Source organism: Cryobacterium sp. 10I5, from assembly GCF_035019865.1.
In the GTDB taxonomy this organism is placed as follows: Bacteria; Actinomycetota; Actinomycetes; order Actinomycetales; family Microbacteriaceae; genus Cryobacterium; species Cryobacterium breve_A.
On record NZ_JASJVI010000050.1, the window covers coordinates 1 to 20,505 of the forward strand.

Sequence of the window (20,505 nt, forward strand, 5' to 3'; positions counted from 1 at the left end):
TGTCGCGTGGGCTCGGAGATGTGTATAAGAGACAGCCAGGCACGCCTGGCGCGAAACGGCGGTTGTGGCGCGCAACCATTCGGAGGCGACACTCGGAGGCGACTCCCGGAGGCGCGTCAGCGGGCGCTGATGCCGATCAGGCCGATGATGAGGGCCATCAAAACGAGGGTGACGAGCTCGTGCGCGAGGTTGAGCACCGTGAGCCCGGCGGGGCGCCGGTCGAAGACGTCGTGGGTGATCATCCGGGCGGCGGTGAAGCCGGCCCAGAGGATCAGCGCGGTCAGCAGCGCGTTGGCGAGGAAACTGCCGCCGTAGAAGTTCTGCGTGATGGCGATCGCGCCGGCGAGCACCCACGCGGTCACGAAACTGACGAGCACGGTGATGACGATGGGCGCGACCGCGTTCGCTCGCATGCTTTCCTCGTCATGGCCGACCGTGCGCATCCAGTAGGCGCCGAAGACCCGGCGCGAATACCAGACCGACCCGACGGCCATGCTCGAGGCGGTGGCGAGCAGTACGGCCCAGATGTTGATCTCGGGAACCATGAGGGATCCTCTCGCTGATTCCGCCGCTGGCGGAGGGATGCCTCGATGTTAGGGCGAAGCGAGGCCGTCCGGAGCGATCTCGGCGGATGTCTCCCCGATCGTTAGCTCCGCGGGGTCGGTCACCGGCACGCGGCAGACGAAGTCCTGGCAGAGGTAGGCGGTCGGCAGCTCGCGGAGTGGCGCGCGGCCGGCGAAGAGGTCGAATCCGGCTGCGGCGAGCGCCCGGGCCTGGTTCGCCGTGACGGATGCCACGACCCCGTGCGACCGCTGCCTCGCACGGTCGACGAGTGCCGTCACGCTCACGGCAGCGGGTACATCGAAGAAGGACGGCGCGGTGGAGAAGTCGGGCTCACCGGGTTCGTCGGGGTCGACGGCGCCGCCCAGGCCGCCCAGCTGACCGACGTGATCCGGCCCGCCGAGATCGGCGAGCTCGCCGAGCAGTTCACCGGGCGGTCTGCGCTCGTCGAGTGCACCCTCGTCTGGCGACGTTGCCACAGGCCCGCTGTCTGGCGACACGATCACGAGCTGCTCCACGGGAGCGGGCAGTGCAGAGCAGAGCTGAAGCACGGCACCGAAGGCGAGCGGCCGTTCGGCGGCGCGGGCGACGAACGGAACGACCGCCGTGACGGCCGCGTCCCGGTACTTCTCCGATTCGGTCAGCAGGTACAGCAGCTGCGCGGCGCCCGCGGCGGCCGACCGTCCGGAGGGGTACGCACCCTCGGAAGGATCGACCTCGAGGGCGAGTCCCTGGCCGACCAGCACGGGATCGGACCCGGCCGGGACCCGGAACCGGGTCGCGGCCGGGTCTGTCGTCGCCGCCGTGTCGGGCACGGCGATGCCTGTCGTCGCCGTGCCCGTCGTCACCGTTTCCGTGGTCTCCACCGTGTCAGTGGTCGGCGCTAGCGTGCTGTCCACCAGCAGGCGCGCCGCGGACGCGTAGCGTTCCTCGCCCGTCACGAGTGCCAGTTCGAGGAGTCCCCGTGCAAACATCCCGAAGTCCTCCAAGGTCGCCCGCGCCGTCGAGATCCGGCCGGCGATAGAGGCGCGCACGAGCGCCGGCGGGTCACCGGCGGGTGGCACGGTGAGATGCCGCGACAGCAGGTAGTCGGCGGCGCGGGCCGCGGCATCCGTGTACCGGGGCTCGTCGAAGGCGAAACCGGCCCGGGCGAGCGCGGCGATCGCCAGGCCGTTCCAGCCGGTGAGCACCTTCTCGTCAAGGGCGGGGCGGGGCTGCGTGCGCCGGGCGTCGATGTCGAGGGCGTAGTAGCCGCCCTCGACGCGGCGTCCGGCGACCGTGCTCTCGGAATCCTGGGCGCTCGCGAAGCCGCCGTCGGGCAGTTGCATCACGGAAAGGAGGAAGCCGGCGACGCCCTCGGCGACCGTGCGCGCCCACTGCTCGCCGGTCAGCTTCCAGGCCTGGGTGTAGACCTCGAGGAGCTGGGCGTTGTCGTAGAGCATGCGCTCGAAGTGCGGCTCGCTCCAGTCCCCGTTGACGGCGTAGCGGAAGAATCCACCCTCCACGGAGTCCCGCAGCGGGGAGGCGCCCATCCGCTTGAGGGTGCGCAGGGCGAGGTCGCGGCCGGCCGGCCGGTCGAGCAGGAACCCCAGGGCCGGGGCGACGGGAAATTTCGGCGCGCCGCCGAATCCCCCGTGGCGGGTGTCCTCCGTCGCGGCGAGGCCCGCGACGATGCCGTCCAGCACGCCGCCCTGCGGCAGCAGGCTCCGCAGGCCATCACCATCACCATCACCCTCGACACCGTCGACCGCAGCGTCGGCGACGGCGGCATCGGCGACCTCCTGCTGCCGGGCGGCCGCGGCGAGGGCGTCTGCGACGAGAGCACCGGTCTCGGTGACCTCGGCGCGGCGGGCGGTCCAGGCATCCGTGACGGCTTCCAGGACCTGGCGGAACGCCGGACGACCGGGAACGGCGATCGGCGGAAAGTAGGTGCCCGCATAGAAGGCGCGCCCCTCGGGGGTGACGAAGACATTGAGCGGCCAGCCGAGCCCGTCGACGAAGGCGCTTGCCGCGGCGAGATAGGTCGCGTCGACCTCTGGGTGTTCCTCCCGGTCGACCTTGATGCTCACGAAGTGCGCGTTGAGGTAGGCGGCGAGGTCGGGGTCGCTGAAACTCTCCCGCGCCATCACGTGACACCAGTGACAGGTCGAATATCCGATCGACACGAGCAGCGGCAGGTCGCGTGCCCTGGCCTCGGCGAAGGCCTCTTCGCCCCAGCCGTGCCAGTCGACCGGGTTGTCGGCGTGTGAGCGGAGGTATGGGCTGATCGCATCGGCGAGACGATTCGGCATGCTCCCATTGTGCCCTGACCCCGCAACCGTGAACTGAGGCGGTGGCGCCGCGCCCGACTGGTTACAGTGGACACACCTCGACGGTTGGAAGCTGGGAGTTGCGGGATGACATCGGAGTCGGTGGCCCTTCGGCTGCACGCCGAGGCCTCAGCGGATGCCGCCCTCGCCTCTGCTCTCCGCGCGGCCTACCGGGGCAGGCACGACGTGCTCGACGCCCTGTGGTGGCGGGCCCACCCGCTCGCGTCGACCCCGGGCGGTCGACCGGATCCCGCCGCCGAGCTGCCCCGGTTACAGGCGGCGGTCTACGCACGCCCGGGCCCGACCGGCTCTGCCGTGGCGAGCGAGCGCCGGCTCCATGAACTCACGACCCAGCTGCGGCAGGACGAGACCGACCTCGACGCGGTGCTGGTGCTGTTCCGCGACGCCGTCCGCTCCGGCGGCGCTCTCCCCCGCCCGGCTCCCGGCACACCGCCCGCGCCGGGCCTTCCCGGCAGTTCGGGCGCCGCCGACGCGACCGGACGATCCCCTCGCGCCCTCCGCAGCCGGACCCGGCGCCGCAGCGCGCTCCTCGTCGTGGCCGGGGTCCTCGTCGGCGGGATCGCCGTCGCCATGACCTCGGCCCTGCTGCCCCACGGCGGCCCGGCGAGCGCCCCGGGTACCGAGCCGGCGGCATCCGCTTCGCCCGGGTTGCTCGCGCTCTTCGACCAGCCGCCGATCCCCGACCAGACCACGATCGACCTCGGTCCGGAATTCCGGCGGGATTCGATCCACGCAATGTTCGTCGAGCGCGAGACCAGCTCCTTCGTGTACATCGCGCGGCGCGGCGACGAGCTCTATTGCGTCATTCTGCGCACGCAGGGCCAGCAGGGCGCGAGCGCATGCGTCGGCCTCGCCGAACTCGCCCGCCGCGGCCTAGCGCTCACGGCGACCGTGCCGGTCAATCCCTTCACCCTCGGCAAGGATTCCCTCGAACCGGCCGGCGCCCTCGCGGACGTCACGATCCGGGTCAGCACCGACGGCGTCGTGTCGAGCGAGACCGCCCTCCATCCCACCGAATGATCTCCCGGTCTCCTGGCTTCCTGGCCGGCAGCACCTGTGCCCGGTCCGGACAGGTGTGGCCAGTCCCCCGGCCACAGTTGTCCTCGCCGGCAACAGTTTCCCGGCGGCGCACTCGCTAGGGTGAGTGTCACAACCGTCGGGGGGCCGGAAATGGTATTCGAGAGCAGCGCAGAGTCCGATCAGCCGCGGTCCCAACAGCAGCAGCACGCTGCGAACCTGTACGAGGCTGCCCGCACGGATGCAGCGCTCCACGAAATCCTGCGGGGCGCCTACCCGGGTCGCCACGACGTGCTCGACGCCCTCTGGTGGCGCGCGCATCCGCTCACAGAGACGCCGGCCGGCCGACTGGATCCCGCCGCCGAGCTTCCGACACTGCAGGCGGCCGTGTACTCCCGTGCCCGCTCGGCCGAGTCCGCCCCCGGGGACGAACAGCGGCTCTCGGCCCTGCAGCTCGCGCTCGAGCAGGACGCCGCCGACCTCGACGAGCTCCTCGAGCAGTACCCCGCGCCCATCACTGCCGCCGAAACCGGTCCCTGTCCTTCCGCGAGAGCGGAGAAAGGGCCCTTATCGGTGCCCGATAGGGGCACTTTTTCCGCTCTCGCGGGGACGGGGGCCGGCGACGCGACGGCAATCGAGATCGACGCCGGCCCGGAGAGCCCGGCTCCGCAACGACTCCGGGGACCGCGTGGGACCGCGCTGCTCCTTGCGGCGGGCGCGGCAGCCGGGGTGCTCGCACTGCTCGCTCTGCAGGCGAGCGGTCTGGCCGACGCAATGGATGCCTCGGGAGGCAGTACCCCGACGGCGGGAGCCTCCGAGACGGCCGGGCCCACCGCATCCGCCGGAAACCTGCTCGGGGTCTTCGACCAGCCCGAATTCGTGCCCGACGACACCACGCCCGCCCTCGGCGGCGAGTACACCTCGGTGCACAGCCTTTTCGGACCGGTCCTCGAAACGGGACTGCCGTACAGCGTCTTCGCGGCACGGCTCCGGGACGACCAATACTGCCTGATCCTCCGCAACGCCGACCTCACCGGCACGAGCGCGTGCACCACGCCCGACGAACTCGCCGGGAGCGGGTTACACCTCAACGCCACGGTCATGGGCGCGCTCGACAGCGCAGACCCCCTCGCCGCATCGGTCACATACGGCCAGCTGATCGACGTCACCTTCGATTGGACCGCAGACGGAATGAGCTCATCGAGCGGCCCGCACCGCAGCGCAGACGGGTAGCCCGGAAGCCGAGTGTCGCCGCATCGGCCGAGTGTCGCCGGTGTACCGGGTCGTCTGGGCGGAACCGGCGACACCCGACCGTGGTCGACGGCGCGCGGCGCGTGACTCGGGCGAATCAGACCGTGCCGGTGAGTTCCCTCTCGACGAAGTCCCTACGCCGCCGTTGCACCCGCATCCAGATGAAGAAGCCCGTGATCGTGAACGCCCCGTAGAACACGTACAGGATCGCCGAGGCGTAGTAGCCGGCGCTGACCAGGAGCGGCACGCCGACGATGTCGACCGCAACCCAGATCAGCCAGAACTCCGTCCAGCCCTTGGCCATGCCATAGGTCGCGAGCAGGGAGCCGGTGAAGATCCAGGCATCTGCCCAGACCGGCTCGAAGGACCCCAGGGCGCGGAAGATCGGGGTGAGTACGAGGGTGCCTGCGACCAGGCCGAGGCCGAGCAGGATCCGGGTGCGGTTGCTCGCCCAGTGCGGCACGACCGCGGCGTGCACGGTGGAGTTGCGGCTCCGCGACCACTGGATCCACCCGTAGATCGACACGATGATGAACATCACCTGCCGGCCGGCCTGGCCGAGCAGGTTCACCGGGTTCGGGGTGGCGAACAGGACGCCCATGAACACGGTGAAGAGCAGGGCGTTGCCGGCGATGCCGATCGGCCAGGCCCAGATCTTGCGGCGCATGCCGCCGACCGCGCTCAGGATGCCGAACAGGTTGCCGATGATCTCCCGCCACAGGATCGTCTGGGTGCCGATGTGAAGTTGCGCGTCGAACAGCCACTCAATCGGATTCACAGGTCAACTTCCTCGCCGGGGCTGGTCCCTCCGCCTTCTCCCAACTTACCGCGAACGCCTTCGGGCGGCTTCGGATCAAGCTCGTCGGCCAGGCGCAGCCCGCGCTCGGCCCACCCGATTTCCTGCTCGGCCCGGGCGATGAGCCCCTCGTAGGCGAAGAGCTTGTACGCCGCGATGCGCGGCCGCTCGGACTCCGGGCTGATCAACAGTCTCTGGACGAAGATCGGATGCGTGCGGTCCCGGATCGCGGCGAACTGGCCCTGCCACTGCTCGCGCAACCCGGCCCAGTGCCGCACGTGCGCCCGGAGCTGTTCCCGGACCGAGTCGGGGTCGGCCCACTCGAAGTACGCCGCACGCAGGTGCGCCGGGTCTCGCTCCCGCAGGTACTCGACAGGTTCGGCCATCCACGCACGGAACGCCTGCTCACCCAGTGCGGTGATGTGGTAGATCCGCTTCGTCGCCTGGGTCGCCTGGGTACTTCGGGCCACTGCCGTCGCCTCGATCAGTCCCCCGGTTTCCATCCGGCGCAGTTCCGGGTAGATCTGCGAGTCCGGGGCGCTCCAGACATGCCCGACCGAGCTGTGGAAGGACTTGGCGAGATCGTAGCCTGTCATGGGCTGCGCCGTCAGGAGCGCGAGGAGGGCGTAGCGCAGGCTCATGGTTTGATTCTGGTCCCTGAAAGGGTCTTGTGGTTTCACTATCGACATAGGTATTGTTGCCCTCCATTGACATTGCGATGCGATACCAGGTGCATGATGTCCGGACGAAGGAGTCCCGATGAAGGAAACGACCGTCGACAAGGTCCTCGGCCACCCGCTCAACGCCTGGTACGTCGCGGCCTGGGACTATGAGGTCAATCGCAAGCCGCTCGCGCGAACCGTCGCGAACCGTCCGCTCGCGCTGTACCGCACCGAGGACGGTGACGCCGTCGCCCTCGCCGACGCGTGCTGGCACCGGCTGGCGCCACTCTCGATGGGCAAGCTGGAGGGCCGGGACGGCATCCGCTGCCCGTACCACGGCATCCTCTACAATTCGGCGGGCCGCTGCGTCTCGATGCCGGCGCAGGAGACCATCAACCCGAGCGCCACGGTCGCGTCCTTCCCCGTCGTGGAACGGTACCGCTACGTCTGGGTGTGGCTCGGCGACGCAGCCCTGGCCGACCCGAAGCTCGTGCCCGACATGCACCAGATGGATGACCCGGAGTGGGCCGGAGACGGCCTGACGATCTCGGTGGACTGTAACTACCAGCTGGTGCTCGACAATCTGATGGACCTGACCCACGAGGAATTCGTGCACAGTTCGTCGATCGGCCAGGAGGCGCTGAGCGAATCCGAGTTCACGGTGCACCATGACGAACGGACCGTCACCGTGGAACGCTGGATGCTCGGAATCGACGCTCCCCCGTTCTGGCTGAAGAACATGCGCGACAAGTTTCCCGACTTCGAGGGGAAGGTCGACCGCTGGCAGATCATCCACTTCGAATCGCCGACCACGATCAACATCGACGTCGGTGTCGCACGGGCCGGCACCGGGGCGCCTCAGGGCGATCGAAGCCAGGGCGTCAACGGCTATGTGATGAACACGATCTCGCCCGTCACCGACCGTTCCTCCCTCTACTTCTGGGCGTTCATGCGCAACTATCGGCTCGAAAGCCAGGTGATCACCACCCAACTGCGCGATGGGGTCTCCGGCGTCTTCAGGGAGGACGAGGACATGCTCGTCGCCCAGCAGGCCGCGATCGACGCCAATCCCGACTACGAGTTCTACAGCCTGAACATCGACGCGGGCGGGATGTGGGTGCGGCGGCTGATCGAACGTCAGCTCGCGGCGGAGGGACGCCTTCCCGCCCCCGTCGCGCCAGTCGCTGCCGGCTGAGCGACGGAAACGACGATGGCAACGTCCCACGCGGCGGTCTGGCAGCACGCCACGGTCGTCGACTCGACCGCCCTCACCGACGACATCCGCCGGATCGTGCTCGCGCCCGACCACCCGGCCAGGGTCGACGCCGGCGCGCACATCGACGTGCGCGTGCCGATCGGCGGGGTTCCAGACCGCCGGTCATATTCCGTCGTCGACGACGGCCCCGACGGCCGGACCCTGGCGATCAGCGTGCTCGACTCGCCGCGGTCCCGCGGCGGCGCGCGCGCGATGCACGCACTCCGGCCCGGCGACACCATCGAGATCACCCAGCCGATCGTCGACTTCCCCCTCCGCGTCGGAGCCGCCCACTACGTGCTGCTGGCCGGCGGCATCGGCATCACGGCGGTCATGGGCATGGCGAGCGTGCTCCGGTCGGTCGGCGCCGACTACACCCTCGTCTACGCCGGGCGCAGCCGGATGGCGCTGGCCTACCTCGAACAATTGCAGAACGCGCACGGCGACCGACTGAGACTCCACATCACCGACGAAGGCAACCCGCTCGACGTCACCGAGCTCGTCGGCGGGGTCGAACCGGGCACCGAACTCTACCTGTGCGGTCCGATCAGGCTGATGGATGCCGTGCGCCGGTCCTGGATCGAACGCGAGCTTCCCTACCCCGACCTCCGGTTCGAGACCTTCGGAAACAGCGGCTGGTTCGCCCCCGAGGACTTCGTCGTGCGCATCCCGCGGATCGGCGCCGAGGTCACTGTCCGGGCGACCGAGACCATGCTCGAGGCGCTCGAGGCCGCTGAAGTGGACCTGATGTTCGACTGCCGCAAGGGTGAGTGCGGACTCTGCGAAGTGCGCGTGCTCGACCTCGATGGAGACATCGACCACCGCGACGTCTTCTACAGCGAGCGCCAAAAGGACTCCCGCGGCGCGATGTGCTGCTGCGTGTCCCGGGCCGTCGCCCCGCCCGGCGGCACCGCCATCGTCACAATCGACATTTCCTGATCCTCCGCACCCCCAACCCAACCGCAATCACCATGAAGGAGAACCGCCCATGACACTCACCGTGAATGAGACCGCGACGACCCCGTTCCTCGACTCCGAGGCGTGGGCGGGGAAGATCTACATCAACGGTGAATGGGTCGCCGGGTCAGGCGGCGACCTCCCGGTTATTGAGCCGGCGACCGGCGACGAGATCGGCCGGATCGGGATCGCCACCCCCGCCGACGTGGCCAGGGCCGCCGCGGGCGCGGCCGTGGCGCAGAAGGCCTGGGCCGCGACCGCGCACCCGGTGCGCGCCGCCGTGCTGCGCCGGGCCGCCGCGCTCCTGGAGGAACACGCCGACGAGATCAGGGACTGGAACGTGCGGGAGGTCGGCGCGGTTCCCGGGCTTGCCGGCTTCGCCCTCCACGTCGGCGCGCAGGAATGCTACGAGGCGGCGTCGTTGCCGTCGCATCCGCTCGGACACGTGCTCTCGAGCGAGGAGCCGAGGATCTCGATCGCCCAGAGGGTGCCCGTCGGCGTCGTCGGCGTCGTTTCGCCGTTCAACGTGCCGATCATCCTCGGCATCCGCGCGGTGGCGCCGGCGCTCGCGCTGGGCAATGCGGTCGTGCTCAAGCCGGACCCGCGCACCGCCGTGACCGGCGGCGTGATGATGGTGCGCATCTTCGAGGAGGCCGGCCTGCCCGCCGGACTCCTGCAGCTGGTGACCGGCGGCGCCGATGTCGGCGAGGCCATCGTCACCGACCCGAACGTGCGGGTGATCGCGTTCACGGGGTCGACCAGGGCCGGTCGCGCCGTCGGCGAGCTCGCGGGAAAGCATCTCAAGCGCGCACACCTCGAACTGGGAGGAAATTCCGCGTTCGTCGTACTCGCCGACGCGGACGTCGACAAGGCCGTCAACCTCGCGGCCTGGGGATCGTTCCTGCATCAGGGCCAGATCTGCATGACGGTCGGGCGGCACATCGTGCACGAGAGCATCTTCGACGAGTACGTCGAGAAGCTCGCCGCGAAGGCTGACTCCCTTGCCGTGGGCAACCCCGCCACCGAGCACGTGCACCTCGGCCCGATCATCGACGAGAACCAGCGCGACCGCATCCACCGCCTGGTCACGAGCTCGATCGATTCCGGCGCCAAGCTGAGGGCCGGCGGCAGCTACGACGGGCTGTTCTACCGGCCCACCGTGCTGGCGGACTCGCCGCTGGATGCCCCCGCCTTCTGCGAGGAGGTGTTCGGCCCGGTCGCATCCGTGGTGCGGTTCAGCACTGAGGACGAGGCCGTGAGCATCGCTTCGGCGACCGAATACGGGCTCTCGCTCGGCATCGTGACCGCAGACGCCATGCGTGGCCTCGAACTGGCCCAGCGGATCCCGTCCGGCATCGTGCACATCAACGACCAGACGGTCAACGACGAGGCGAACACACCGTTCGGCGGAGTCGGCTCGTCCGGCACGGGTTCGCGGCAGGGCGGTGCGGAGGCCAACATCGACGCCTTCACGGAGACGCGCTGGATAACGCTGCGCCGCACGCCGGGCAGCTACCCGTTCTGAGCGGAGCCTAGTTCACGTCGTTGGGGTGCGAGCCGACCCGGCCGGAGCGCTCGAGCGCGGAGATCGTGGCGAGTTCGGTGTGGCTGAGCTCGAAGTCGAAGACGTCGAGGTTCTCGATCATCCGCGCGCGCCGGTTCGACTTCGGGAACAGGATGTTGCCGGTCTGCAGGTGCCAGCGGATGACGACCTGGGCCGGACTCTTGCCGTGCGCCTCGGCCGCGACGACGACGACGGGCTCCGCCAGGAGCGGGTATTTGCCCTGGCCGAGGGGACCCCATGCCTCGATCTGAATCCCGTGGTCGCGCGCGAACGCGGCGACCTCGGACTGCTGGTGCGCGGGGTGCAGTTCGATCTGGTTGACCGCCGGAACGACATCCGTCTCGGCGAGGAGGCGTTCGAGGTGCGGCACGAGGAAGTTCGAGACGCCGATCGAGCGCGCCCGGCCGGAGGCGCGGATCTGCTCGAGCGCCTTCCAGCTCTCGACGTAGCGGTCCTTCGCCGGCGTCGGCCAGTGGATCAGGTAGAGGTCGACGTAGTCGAGGCCGAGCTTCTCGAGGCTGGCCTCGAACGCGTCGAAGGCACTCTGGGTGCCCTGTTCGCTGTTCCACAGCTTCGTCGTGACGAAGAGCTCGGAGCGAGGCACGGCGGATGCCGCGATCGCGGCCCCGACTCCGGCTTCGTTCCCGTAGATCGCGGCCGTGTCGAGGTGGCGGTAGCCGACCTCGAGGGCGTCGGAGACGATGCGGGTCGTTTCGTCCGGATCGACCTTGAACACGCCGAAGCCGAGTTGAGGAATGGTGTGGCCGTCGTTGAGGGTCAGGGTGGGCACAGAAGTCGTCATGGGCCCACCCTAAACGCCGGAACCGGACGGAACCTGACCTGCGGTACTTCAGCGGGTGAGCTGGAGCTTCCACGCCTCGGGCTCGCGGGAGAGGTAGCTCACCGTGAACCGGCCCGGGTGGCGCTCTTCGAGCTGGGCGAGGAGGGGCAACGGGTCGTGGGGAGCGACGAGGACCAGGCCGCCGCCGGGGAGGACAGCGTCCAGCGCGCCGAAGATCGCGGCGTGCCGGATCACGTGCGGCAGCTGCCGGGCGTCCAGTTCGGGGTACCCCGCGGCCTCGGCCGCCCCGCAGGTGCAGGTGTGGCCGGCGGGCTCGTCGTGGGCCGCGGGCCGGGGTGCGGATGCGGGAAGAAGTGGGATCATGTCAACCATGATTTAAACCTAATATATTCCGCTTTAATTAGCGAGCGGGTCGACGGGCGCCCAGTCGCCGCGGAGGCGCACCTCGCACAGCTCGGGGCGGACGAAGGGGCGCAGCTCGACGTCGTCCGGGTCGTGCCCGCCGGAGCGGGCGATGCCCCGGATCAGGCCGAGGTGCAGCGAGCACACCACAGCGGGCGTGTGCCTGGCTTCGTCGAGGAAGGGGCAGGCCCGGAGCTCGACGACCATTCCGTCGCGGGCATTCGTCTCGCTCGACGGCGCCGGCTGGTCGGGTGACGCCTCAGGCGATTGCGTGACCGGGTCGAAGCCGAGGCCGTCGAGGATGTGCACGAGCGGCCCGACGTCGCTCGCTCCCCCCGCCGCACCGGTACCGGGTTCGCTCTCGCGCGCCTCGAGGTCGAAGGCGGCCGACCAGCGCTCGCCGGCGCGGATCGCCCGTGCCCGGCCGCCGTCGTCGTCCTCGGCGAGGGCGCCGACGAGGGCATGGCTGAGCAGCCGCTGCACGCCGTCTTCGCGCACCGCGGGATTCACGGTGAAGAGGATGCGCGGACGCCCGCGGATCCCGGTTCGGTCGACGGCACGGCGGATCAGCCCGGCACCCTCGAGCTGGTCGAGATGGAAGCGCGCGGTCGTCACGTGCAGGCCGATGTTCGCGGCGACGGCGGCGGCGTCGACGGGCTCGCGGGCACCCGCGATCAACTCCAGCACCCGGCGGCGCGCATCCGAGGCGAGGGCCGCGTGCCGGTCGCCGAGTCCCTGTCCGTTTACCATAGTTTGAGCGTAACAGTCTCCGGTTAAAGCGCCAGGCCGGGAGGACCCGCCCGCGCGCACCGGTCACCCGGAAGTCTTACGATGGAATGCTCATGATTCCCCTTGTCATCACCTTCCCGCCCGAACTCCCCGTCAGCCAACGCCGTGAGGATATCGCGCGCGCCATCCGCGACAACCAGGTCGTCATCATCGCCGGCGCGACCGGCTCCGGCAAGACCACTCAGATCCCCAAGATCTGCCTCGAACTCGGGCGCACGAGCATCGGCCACACCCAGCCGCGCAGGCTTGCCGCCCGCACGATCGCCGAGCGCATCGCCGAGGAGCTCGGCCAGGAGGTCGGCCAGGTCGTCGGTTACCAGGTGCGCTTCACCGACCAGGTCGGTCCGGAAACCAAGATCAAGCTCATGACCGACGGCATCCTGCTCAACGAGATGCACCGCGACCGGATGCTGCGCAAGTACGACACGATCATCATCGACGAGGCCCACGAGCGCAGCCTCAACATCGACTTCCTGCTCGGCTACCTGCGCCAACTGCTGCCGCAGCGCCCCGACCTCAAGGTCATCATCACCTCCGCGACGATCGACCCGCAGAGTTTCGCCGAGCACTTCGCGGCCGCCGACGGCACCCCCGCCCCGATCATCGAGGTCTCCGGCCGCACCTACCCGGTCGAGATCCGCTACCGCCCGCTCGTCGCCGAGGCGATGGCCGATGACGACGACGAAGACCAGGCCTCGGCGACGCCGCCCGTCGACCGCGACTACATCGAGGGGATCTCGGCGGCGCTCGACGAGCTCGAGCGGGAGTCGAACGGCGACGTGCTCGTCTTCCTGAGCGGCGAGACCGAGATCCGCGACGCAGCGGATGCCCTGCAGGGCAAGTTCGCGAGCGGCGACCGCACGAGCCCGACCGAGGTCCTGCCCCTCTATGGCCGGCTCTCGTCCGCCGACCAGCACAAGGTCTTCCAGCCCTCGACGGTCGCTGGGGTGCGGCGCCGGATCGTGCTCGCGACGAACGTGGCCGAGACGAGCCTGACCGTTCCGGGCATCCGCTATGTCATCGACGCCGGCACCGCGAGGATCAGCCGGTACAGCGTGCGCTCGAAGGTGCAGCGGCTGCCGATCGAGGCGATCAGCCAGGCCTCCGCGAACCAGCGCTCCGGCCGCAGCGGGCGCACGAGCGACGGCATCGCGATCCGGCTGTACTCGGAGGAGGACTTCGGTCGCCGCCCGGAGTTCACCGAGCCCGAGGTGCTGCGCACCAACCTCGCCGCCGTGATCCTGCAGATGATCTCCCTCGGCCTCGGCGACATCGCCGCGTTCCCGTTCCTCACCCCGCCCGATTCCCGCGGCATCAAGGACGGCCTCGACCTGCTCGCCGAGCTCGGCGCTGTTGCGCCGGGCAGTGGGGTGAGCAACGCGAGCGGCGTGGTGTCCAAGCTCACCCGGATCGGCCAGCAGCTCGCGAAGCTGCCGATCGATCCCCGGTTCGGGCGGATGGTCATCGAGTCGAAGACCCAGGGCACCAGCCGCGAGGTGATGGCGATCGTCGCCGGCCTCACCATCCAGGACCCGCGGGAGCGGCCGCTCGAGCGGCGCGCGCAGGCCGACCAGCAGCACGCGCGGTTCGCGGACCCGACGAGCGACTTCCTCGGCCTGCTGAACCTGTGGAACTACCTCGAGACGAAGCAGAAGGAACTCGGCTCGAGCGCCTTCCGCCGGCTCTGCAAGAACGAGTTCCTGAACTACCTGCGGGTGCGCGAGTGGCAGGACGTCTACAAGCAGCTCCGCCAGCTCGCCAAGCCACTCGGCCTGCACATCGGCGACCCGGCCGTGAACCCCGACGGCATCCACCGCTCCCTGCTCGCCGGGCTGCTCTCGCACATCGGCCTCAAGGACGTCGCCAAGAAGGACTACATCGGCGCCCGCCAGCAGCGCTTCGTGATCTTCCCCGGTTCGTCGCTCGCCAAGAAACAGCCGAACGCCGTGATGAGCGCGGAACTCGTGGAGACCAGCCGGCTCTTCGCCCGGATGAACGCCGTCGTCGACCCGGCCTGGGCCGAACCCCTCGCCGGCGACCTCTGCAAGCGCAGCTTCTCCGAGCCGCACTGGGAGAAGAAGCAAGGCTCCGTCGTCGCCTACGAGCGGGTCACCCTCTACGGGGTGCCGATCGTGCCGCGCCGCCGCATCCAGTTCTCCCGGGTCGACCCGGCCTACGCGCGCGAACTCTTCATCCGGCACGCCCTCGTCGACGGGGAGTGGGACCTCGACCGCGTCGACCAGCGCGTCACCGCATTCGACCGCGCCAACACGAAGCTGCGGAAGGAACTCGCCGAGCTCGAGGAGCGCACCCGGCGCCGTGACATCCTCTTCGACGACGAGGCCGTCTTCGAGTTCTACCAGCGGCGCATCCCTGCCGAGGTCTGCTCGACCCGCACCTTCGAGACCTGGTGGCGGAAGGCGCGCGCCGAGACCCCCGACCTGCTGACGATGACCGCGGAGGCGCTCGTTCCCGATGAGGCCACCCCGGAGATCGACGAGGCCGTGTTCCCGCCGACCTGGCACCAGGGCGACCAGCGTTTCCACCTGAGTTACCGCTTCGAGCCCGGGGCGGATGACGATGGTGTCGCCGTGCTGATCCCGCTCGCCCTCCTGGCCCGGTTGTCTCCCTCCGGCTTCGACTGGCAGGTGCCCGGCCTGCGCGCGGACCTCGTGACCGCGCTGATCAAGTCACTGCCCAAGAGCATCCGCCGCAACGTCGTGCCCGCTGCCGACTGGGCGGCCCGGCTGCTCACCGAGCTGCCGCCGGCGCCGGGAGAGGCCCGAACCACGAGCGACACCGCCGGCGCAGCCGGCACGAGCATCGGCGCCCGACTCGGCTCGGGCTTCGGCGCCGGCTCCGGCGCGGGCTTCGAACCCGAGGCCACCCCGTTCACCGAGATCCTCGCCGGCCTGATCCAGCGGCTCACCTATGTGCCGGTGAACGCGGGCGACTTCGAGATCGCGCGGATCCCCGCCCACCTCCGCATGACGTTCCGCGTGGTCGACGACCGCGGCCAGGCGATGGCCTCCGGCAAGGACCTCGGCGAGCTGCAGCGCAGGCTCGGCTCCCGGGCCCGCGAGAGCGTCGCCGCGGCATCCGCTGCCACGCCCGTCAACGCGATCGAGCGCGGCGGGCTCACGACCTGGGATTTCGCCGAACTTCCCCGGTTCATCGACACCAAGCAGGGCGACAACACCATTCGCGGCTACCCGACTCTCGTCGACGAGGGCAGCTCGGTCGCGATCCGGATGATGAGCACGGCCGCAGAGCAGGCGAGCACGCTCCCCGGCGGAGTGCGCCGGCTGTTGCTGCTCGCCACCCCGTCGCCGGTCGCCTATGTACAGCAGCACCTGACCGGGGCGGAGAAGCTCAGCCTCGCGACGAGCCCGTACCGCACCACCCAGGCGCTGTTCGACGACTGCCTCGCGGCGTGCGTCGACGAGGTGCTGTTCCGGGTGAACCCGACCGGGCAGGTCTTCATGAAGGCCGAGTTCGACACGATCCGGGACCGGGTCTCCGGGGTGCTGATGGACTCGATGTTCGAGGCCGTCGGGCTCGTCGCCCGCATCCTCACGGCGTCGCGCGCGGCCGACAAGGCGCTCAAGGCCTCGACGAGCATGGCGTTGCTGCCCGCGCTGACGGATGCCCGCGCCCAACTGGCCGGGCTGATCTACCCCGGCTTCGTGAGTGCGACGGGCCTCGCCCAGTTGCGCCACCTGCCCCGCTACCTCGGCGGCATCAGCTCACGGATCGTGAAACTCGGCGACAACCCCAGCCGCGACCGGGTCTGGATGAACGAAAGCCAGTCGGCTACGGCCCGCTACGAAGCAGCAGGCGGCCGGATTCCGCTGGCCCCCGGCATGGCGGCGAACCTCGTGCGCGCACGCTGGATGATCGAGGAACTGCGGATCAGCCTGTTCGCGCAGGAGCTCAAGGCCGCGGAGTCGGTGTCGCTGCAGCGGATCCACAAGGTCCTGACCAGCTGACCCCGACATCCGCCGGGGTCAGCTGGTGGTTACAGCACCTTCGACAGGAATGCCTGGGTGCGGCGGTGCTGCGGGTTGCTGAGCACGAGCTCGGGGTCTCCGGACTCGACGACGACGCCGCCGTCCATGAACACGAGCGAGTCCCCGACCTCGCGGGCGAAGCCCATCTCGTGGGTGACCACGATCATGGTCATGCCCTCCTTGGCGAGGCCCTTCATCACGTCGAGCACTTCTCCGACGAGTTCGGGGTCGAGCGCGCTCGTGGGCTCGTCGAAGAGCATCAGCTTGGGCTCCATCGCAAGGGCACGGGCGATCGCGACCCGCTGCTGCTGGCCGCCGGACAGGTGCGCGGGGTAATAGTCCGCGCGTTCGGCGAGTCCCACCCGGGCGAGCAGGTCGCGCGCGGTGCGCTCGGCCTGCGCCTTGGGTAGTCCCTTGACCCGCTGCGGGGCCTCCATCACGTTCTGAAGCGCGGTCATGTGCGGGAACAGGTTGAAGCGCTGGAACACCATGCCGATGTCCCTGCGCTGCTTCGCCGCTTCCTTGGGCGCCATCTCGTAGAGCTTGCCGTTGGTCTCGCGGTAGCCGATCAGCTCGCCGTCGACACTCAGCCGCCCGGCGGAGAGCACCTCGAGGTGGTTGATGCAGCGCAGGAACGTGGACTTGCCCGACCCGCTCGGCCCGACGAGGCACATCACCTCGCCGCGTTTGACCTCGAGGGAGATGCTCTTGAGCACCTCGTGCGAGCCGAAGCTCTTCGAGACCTGTTCGGCGAGCACCATGGGCACGTAACCGCGGTCAGCGGATGCCGCGCCCGGCGTGGTCATGTCGCTCACGAGGGGCCTCCCTGGCCGGTTCCGGGTTCTCGGGTCGTGCGGGTCGCCGGCGCCTGCTCGGAGCCGGGCACGATCGTGACACCCGTGGTCGGGTCGGGGTTGGAACCGCCGCCCTTCTTGTCCGGCTGACGGTCACCGATGCCGCGGGCGAATCGCTTCTCGAGGAAGTACTGGCCCACCATCAGGATCGAGGTGAAGAACAGGTACCAGATCGACGCGACGATGAGCAGCGGGATCGGATTGAAGGTCTCGGCGGAGATGTCCCGGGAGCGGGCGAACAGGTCGAAGCTGAACGGCACCGCCGTGACGAGCGAGGTCGTCTTGAGCATCGAGATGACCTCGTTGCCGGTCGGCGGGATGATCACCCGCATCGACTGCGGCAGGATGACCCGGGTCATCGTCTGCGACCAGCTCATGCCGAGCGCCGTCGCGGCCTCTTCCTGGCCGCGGTCGACGGCGAGGAGTCCGGCGCGGACGATCTCGGCCATGTACGCGGCTTCGTTGAGCGAGAGGCCGATGACCGCGAGGGCGAATGTGCTGAGCGCGGCGTTCGTCTCGAACGACACCCACGGGTGCATGAACGGGATCCCGATGTCGATGCTCGAGTAGATCAGCGAGATCAGGCCCCAGATGGTCAGCTGCACGTAGACCGGAGTGCCGCGGAAGACCCAGAGATAGAACCACGCGAGGCTCTTCACGACCGGGTTGGGCGACAGCCGCATCACCGCGAGGATCACGCCGAGGACGATCGCGATCACCATCGAGTAGACGGTGAGTTCGAGGGTCACGAGCGCGGCCTGGGAGATGCGCCGGTCGAAGAGGTACTTCGCGACCGTGGGCCAGTCGTACGCGGGGCGGAAGGCCGCGTCCACGATGGCGAGGGCGAACACCACGATCAGGATGATCGCGAAGACCATCCGCCACGGGTGACGCAGCCGGATGGCCTTGATCGGAACCGGGGCGGCCGGATCGGCCGGGGACGAGGCGAGCCGCGCCCCCCGGCCGTTCAGATTCGGCGTGCTCATCGGCTAGCCGTTCGCGGCTGCGTTGATCGTGATCTTGTCGATGCCGCCGTCGGCGACTCCCCACGTGTCGAGGATGGCCTTGTAGCTGCCGTCATCGACCATGGACTGCAGCGCGGCCTGGACGGCCTTGCCGAGGTCGGAGCCCTTGGCGACGACCATGCCGTACGGTGCGACGTCGAAGGTCTTGCCCGCGAGCTGCAGCTTGCCCTTGGTCTGGGCGATCGCGTAGAGGGTGACGGGAGAGTCGGCGCTGAGCGCGTCGGCCTGGCCGAGCACGACCGCGTTTGTAGCGGCATCCTGGGTGTCGAACTTGAGTTTGTCGATCGCCGGCTTGCCCGCCGCGACACACGCGTCGCTCTTGGCGGGAACCTCGTCGGTGTCTTCATACGTCGTAGCCTGCACGGCGACCTTCATGCCGCAGGCGTTGTCCGGGTCGACGGTCTTGTCCTTGGCCGAGGCCCACTGGATGCCGGCGGTGTAGTAGTTGACGAAGTCGACCTGCTTCTCGCGCTCGGCGGTGTCCGTGAACGAGGACTCGCCCATGTCGGCCTTGCCGCCGGCGACGGAGGGGATGATGTTGTCGAACTTGGCGACCTGGAATTCGGCCGTCAGCCCGAGCTTGGTCGCGATCGCGCTCGCAATCTCGATTCCCCAGCCGATCGGCTTGCCTGCTTCGTCCTTGAACTCGTTCGGGGCGTATGTCGGGTCGCTGCCGACGATGAGCTTGCCGGAGGAGGCGATCTTGGCGGGAACGAGTGCGGCGGCCGCGTCGTCCTTGGTGATCGCTGCGGCCGAGGCGCTGCTGGTCGAGCCGGTGGTAGGCGTCGAGTTGTCGACGCAGCCGGTGAGCATCAGTGCGGCCGCGGCGGCGACGGCGGGGAGTAGGTATCGAGCGCGCATATGCGGAACCTTCTTTGTTTGTCGGTGTCAGGGGTTCGTCATTGAGTCCGTAAACGGTGAGCGACAGAGGTGAGCATATAACAGGATGCCCACGCGGATTCTGTGCGCAGGTCACGTTTTGGACTAGCTAAAGCGAGCGTGAGGGGGACGTGTCTCAATCAAGTATGGCCGTTGGCGTGTTTCGGGCAGATTTCGCCGGGCGCGATCGCGCCCTCGCTGACGGACCCAGCACCGAGTTGCGGCCCCTCGCCGTGTCGACGAGGGGCCGCAACTCAGCGGGGCGACGGACGTTATTCGACGGCCTTGGCCGCGGTCGAGAGCATGGTCACGTAATCGTCGAGGCCCCAGGTCAGCGAGAGGCCCGTCGGCGGGGAGACGGACGAGATGAATGCCGCGCCGACCGGGGACGCGACAGAGCCGCGCTGCACCTGCGGCATGGCCCGGGCATAGCCGGCGGAGAGGAACGCATCCGATTCCTCCTGCGTCGTCCCGAAGTTCACGAGCACGTCGCTCGTGAGCTTGTCGAGCTGTTCGTGGCTGAGCGTGTAGTAGAAGCTCGCCTCGTCGGTCGCGAGGGCGTCGACGGCGGGTGCGTTCACGAAGCCGAGGTCGAGGGTGAAGGCGACCCGGGGGTCTTCCTTCTTGTAGACGTAGAACGTTCCGCCGCTGTCACTCGTGAGGGCGATCGACTTTCCCGTGAACTCGGGGTGGGCAGCCGCGGCCGCGGCGATCTTCCCGTCGATGTCTGCGAGAAGGGTGGTCGCTTCGGCGGTCTTGCCGAGCGCGGTTCCGGTGATCGTGATGAGCTCGCGCCAATCGGTCGCCCAGGGCTGGTCGGGGTAGCCGACCACGGGGGCGATCTTGCTGAGCAGCGCGTACTGCTCGGCGGTGATGCCGGAATACGCGGCGAGGATCACGTCGGGTGCGGCCTTGGCGATGTCCTCGTACGGCGGCTCAGTGGAGTCCGGCAGCACGGTCGGCGTGGGCGTTCCGGTCTTCGTGAGCGCTTCGGAGATCCAGGGCAGCACCCCCTGCTTGTCACCCGCGTAGGCCTGGAACGGCATCGCGACGGGAATGACGCCGAGGGCGATCGCATCGTCCGCACTCCCCCAGCCCCAGGTCACGACCCGGGTCGGTTGCTTCGGGATCACGGTGGACCCGAAGGCGTTCTCGATCGTGACGGGGAACGATGCGGCGGCGGAGTCGCCCGCCGCGGCATCCGTCGCCTGGGGCGCGGGCGCGGAACAGCCGGTCAGGGTCAGGGCGACGAGGGCGGCCACGGCGACGAGCGCGCGGATGGGGGGACGGTGCACGGGAAACTCCGGTTTCTCAGTTGTCGATGAGGTGCTGTGTGACGCGGTTCGGTCTG

At 69.2% G+C, this 20,505-nt stretch carries 17 protein-coding genes; 6 read left to right on the top strand and 11 right to left on the bottom strand.

Features of this window, described 5'->3' with window-relative positions; genetic code table 11:
• Positions 1-116: 116 nt before the first annotated feature.
• Together QN350_RS12745 and QN350_RS12750 are read right to left on the bottom strand one after the other, a co-directional pair.
• Positions 117-545: a DUF1761 domain-containing protein gene (locus tag QN350_RS12745; protein ID WP_281536093.1), complete on the bottom strand. Its 429-nt coding sequence runs from the start codon at positions 543-545 to the stop codon at positions 117-119.
• 48 nt (positions 546-593) lie between these two features.
• On the bottom strand, positions 594-2,852 hold the full coding sequence (locus tag QN350_RS12750; protein ID WP_322137783.1) for a thioredoxin domain-containing protein: 2,259 nt from the start codon (positions 2,850-2,852) through the stop codon (positions 594-596).
• Positions 2,853-2,957: 105 nt separating this feature from the next.
• Here QN350_RS12750 and QN350_RS12755 point away from each other — a divergent pair, with 105 nt between their 5' ends.
• Positions 2,958-3,911 carry a hypothetical protein gene (locus QN350_RS12755; RefSeq protein ID WP_322137784.1) on the top strand — a complete coding sequence of 318 codons (954 nt, stop codon included), beginning with the start codon at positions 2,958-2,960 and terminating at the stop codon, positions 3,909-3,911.
• A 150-nt stretch (positions 3,912-4,061) separates the two neighbouring features.
• Positions 4,062-5,141, top strand: a complete 1,080-nt coding sequence (locus QN350_RS12760) for a hypothetical protein (RefSeq protein ID WP_322137785.1) — start codon at positions 4,062-4,064, stop codon at positions 5,139-5,141.
• A 115-nt stretch (positions 5,142-5,256) separates the two neighbouring features.
• Here QN350_RS12760 and pnuC read toward each other — a convergent pair whose 3' ends face one another.
• Together pnuC and QN350_RS12770 are read right to left on the bottom strand one after the other, a co-directional pair.
• Complete coding sequence (pnuC, locus tag QN350_RS12765) at positions 5,257-5,937, bottom strand: nicotinamide riboside transporter PnuC (protein ID WP_322137786.1); 681 nt, start codon at positions 5,935-5,937, stop codon at positions 5,257-5,259.
• Positions 5,934-6,596, bottom strand: a complete 663-nt coding sequence (locus tag QN350_RS12770; protein WP_322137787.1) for a PadR family transcriptional regulator — start codon at positions 6,594-6,596, stop codon at positions 5,934-5,936. The genes pnuC and QN350_RS12770 overlap by 4 nt, the downstream gene beginning before the upstream one ends.
• 118 nt (positions 6,597-6,714) lie before the next feature.
• Between QN350_RS12770 and QN350_RS12775 the strand changes: the two genes are divergently transcribed.
• From QN350_RS12775 to QN350_RS12785, 3 genes are read left to right on the top strand one after another with little or no spacing between them, the layout of a single operon-like run.
• Entirely contained in the window at positions 6,715-7,812 is a 1,098-nt protein-coding gene (locus QN350_RS12775; RefSeq protein WP_322137788.1) for an aromatic ring-hydroxylating dioxygenase subunit alpha, read from the top strand.
• 15 nt (positions 7,813-7,827) lie between these two features.
• Positions 7,828-8,811, top strand: a complete 984-nt coding sequence (locus QN350_RS12780; RefSeq protein ID WP_322137789.1) for a PDR/VanB family oxidoreductase — start codon at positions 7,828-7,830, stop codon at positions 8,809-8,811.
• A gap of 49 nt (positions 8,812-8,860) precedes the next feature.
• Positions 8,861-10,354, top strand: coding sequence for an aldehyde dehydrogenase family protein (locus tag QN350_RS12785; protein WP_322137790.1), 1,494 nt, complete (start codon positions 8,861-8,863; stop codon positions 10,352-10,354).
• A 7-nt stretch (positions 10,355-10,361) separates the two neighbouring features.
• Here QN350_RS12785 and QN350_RS12790 read toward each other — a convergent pair whose 3' ends face one another.
• Genes QN350_RS12790 through QN350_RS12800 form a run of 3 tightly spaced genes read right to left on the bottom strand, consistent with a single transcriptional unit; the run spans position 10,362 to position 12,347 of the window.
• Positions 10,362-11,195, bottom strand: coding sequence for an aldo/keto reductase (locus tag QN350_RS12790; protein ID WP_281535665.1), 834 nt, complete (start codon positions 11,193-11,195; stop codon positions 10,362-10,364).
• Between the two features lie 48 nt (positions 11,196-11,243).
• Positions 11,244-11,567: a DUF2249 domain-containing protein gene (locus QN350_RS12795; protein ID WP_322137791.1), complete on the bottom strand. Its 324-nt coding sequence runs from the start codon at positions 11,565-11,567 to the stop codon at positions 11,244-11,246.
• A 24-nt stretch (positions 11,568-11,591) separates the two neighbouring features.
• A complete protein-coding gene (locus QN350_RS12800) occupies positions 11,592-12,347 on the bottom strand; it encodes a helix-turn-helix transcriptional regulator (protein WP_322137792.1) in 756 nt (251 codons plus the stop codon).
• 86 nt (positions 12,348-12,433) lie between these two features.
• On the opposite strand from QN350_RS12800, the gene hrpA reads away from it, so the two are divergent.
• Positions 12,434-16,375 (top strand): ATP-dependent RNA helicase HrpA, encoded by a 3,942-nt coding sequence (gene hrpA, locus QN350_RS12805; protein ID WP_416173003.1) that lies wholly within the window; start codon positions 12,434-12,436, stop codon positions 16,373-16,375.
• 29 nt (positions 16,376-16,404) lie between these two features.
• Here hrpA and QN350_RS12810 read toward each other — a convergent pair whose 3' ends face one another.
• From QN350_RS12810 to QN350_RS12825, 4 genes are all read right to left on the bottom strand, one after another.
• Positions 16,405-17,157, bottom strand: a complete 753-nt coding sequence (locus QN350_RS12810) for an amino acid ABC transporter ATP-binding protein (protein ID WP_322140338.1) — start codon at positions 17,155-17,157, stop codon at positions 16,405-16,407.
• Positions 17,158-17,207: 50 nt separating this feature from the next.
• Entirely contained in the window at positions 17,208-18,236 is a 1,029-nt protein-coding gene (locus QN350_RS12815; protein ID WP_322137794.1) for an amino acid ABC transporter permease, read from the bottom strand.
• A gap of 3 nt (positions 18,237-18,239) precedes the next feature.
• On the bottom strand, positions 18,240-19,136 hold the full coding sequence (locus QN350_RS12820; protein WP_322137795.1) for an ABC transporter substrate-binding protein: 897 nt from the start codon (positions 19,134-19,136) through the stop codon (positions 18,240-18,242).
• Positions 19,137-19,426: 290 nt separating this feature from the next.
• The gene (locus tag QN350_RS12825) at positions 19,427-20,449 is read right to left on the bottom strand and encodes an iron-siderophore ABC transporter substrate-binding protein (RefSeq protein WP_322137796.1); all 1,023 of its coding nucleotides are present in this window, start codon (positions 20,447-20,449) and stop codon (positions 19,427-19,429) included.
• Positions 20,450-20,505 lie beyond the last annotated feature (56 nt).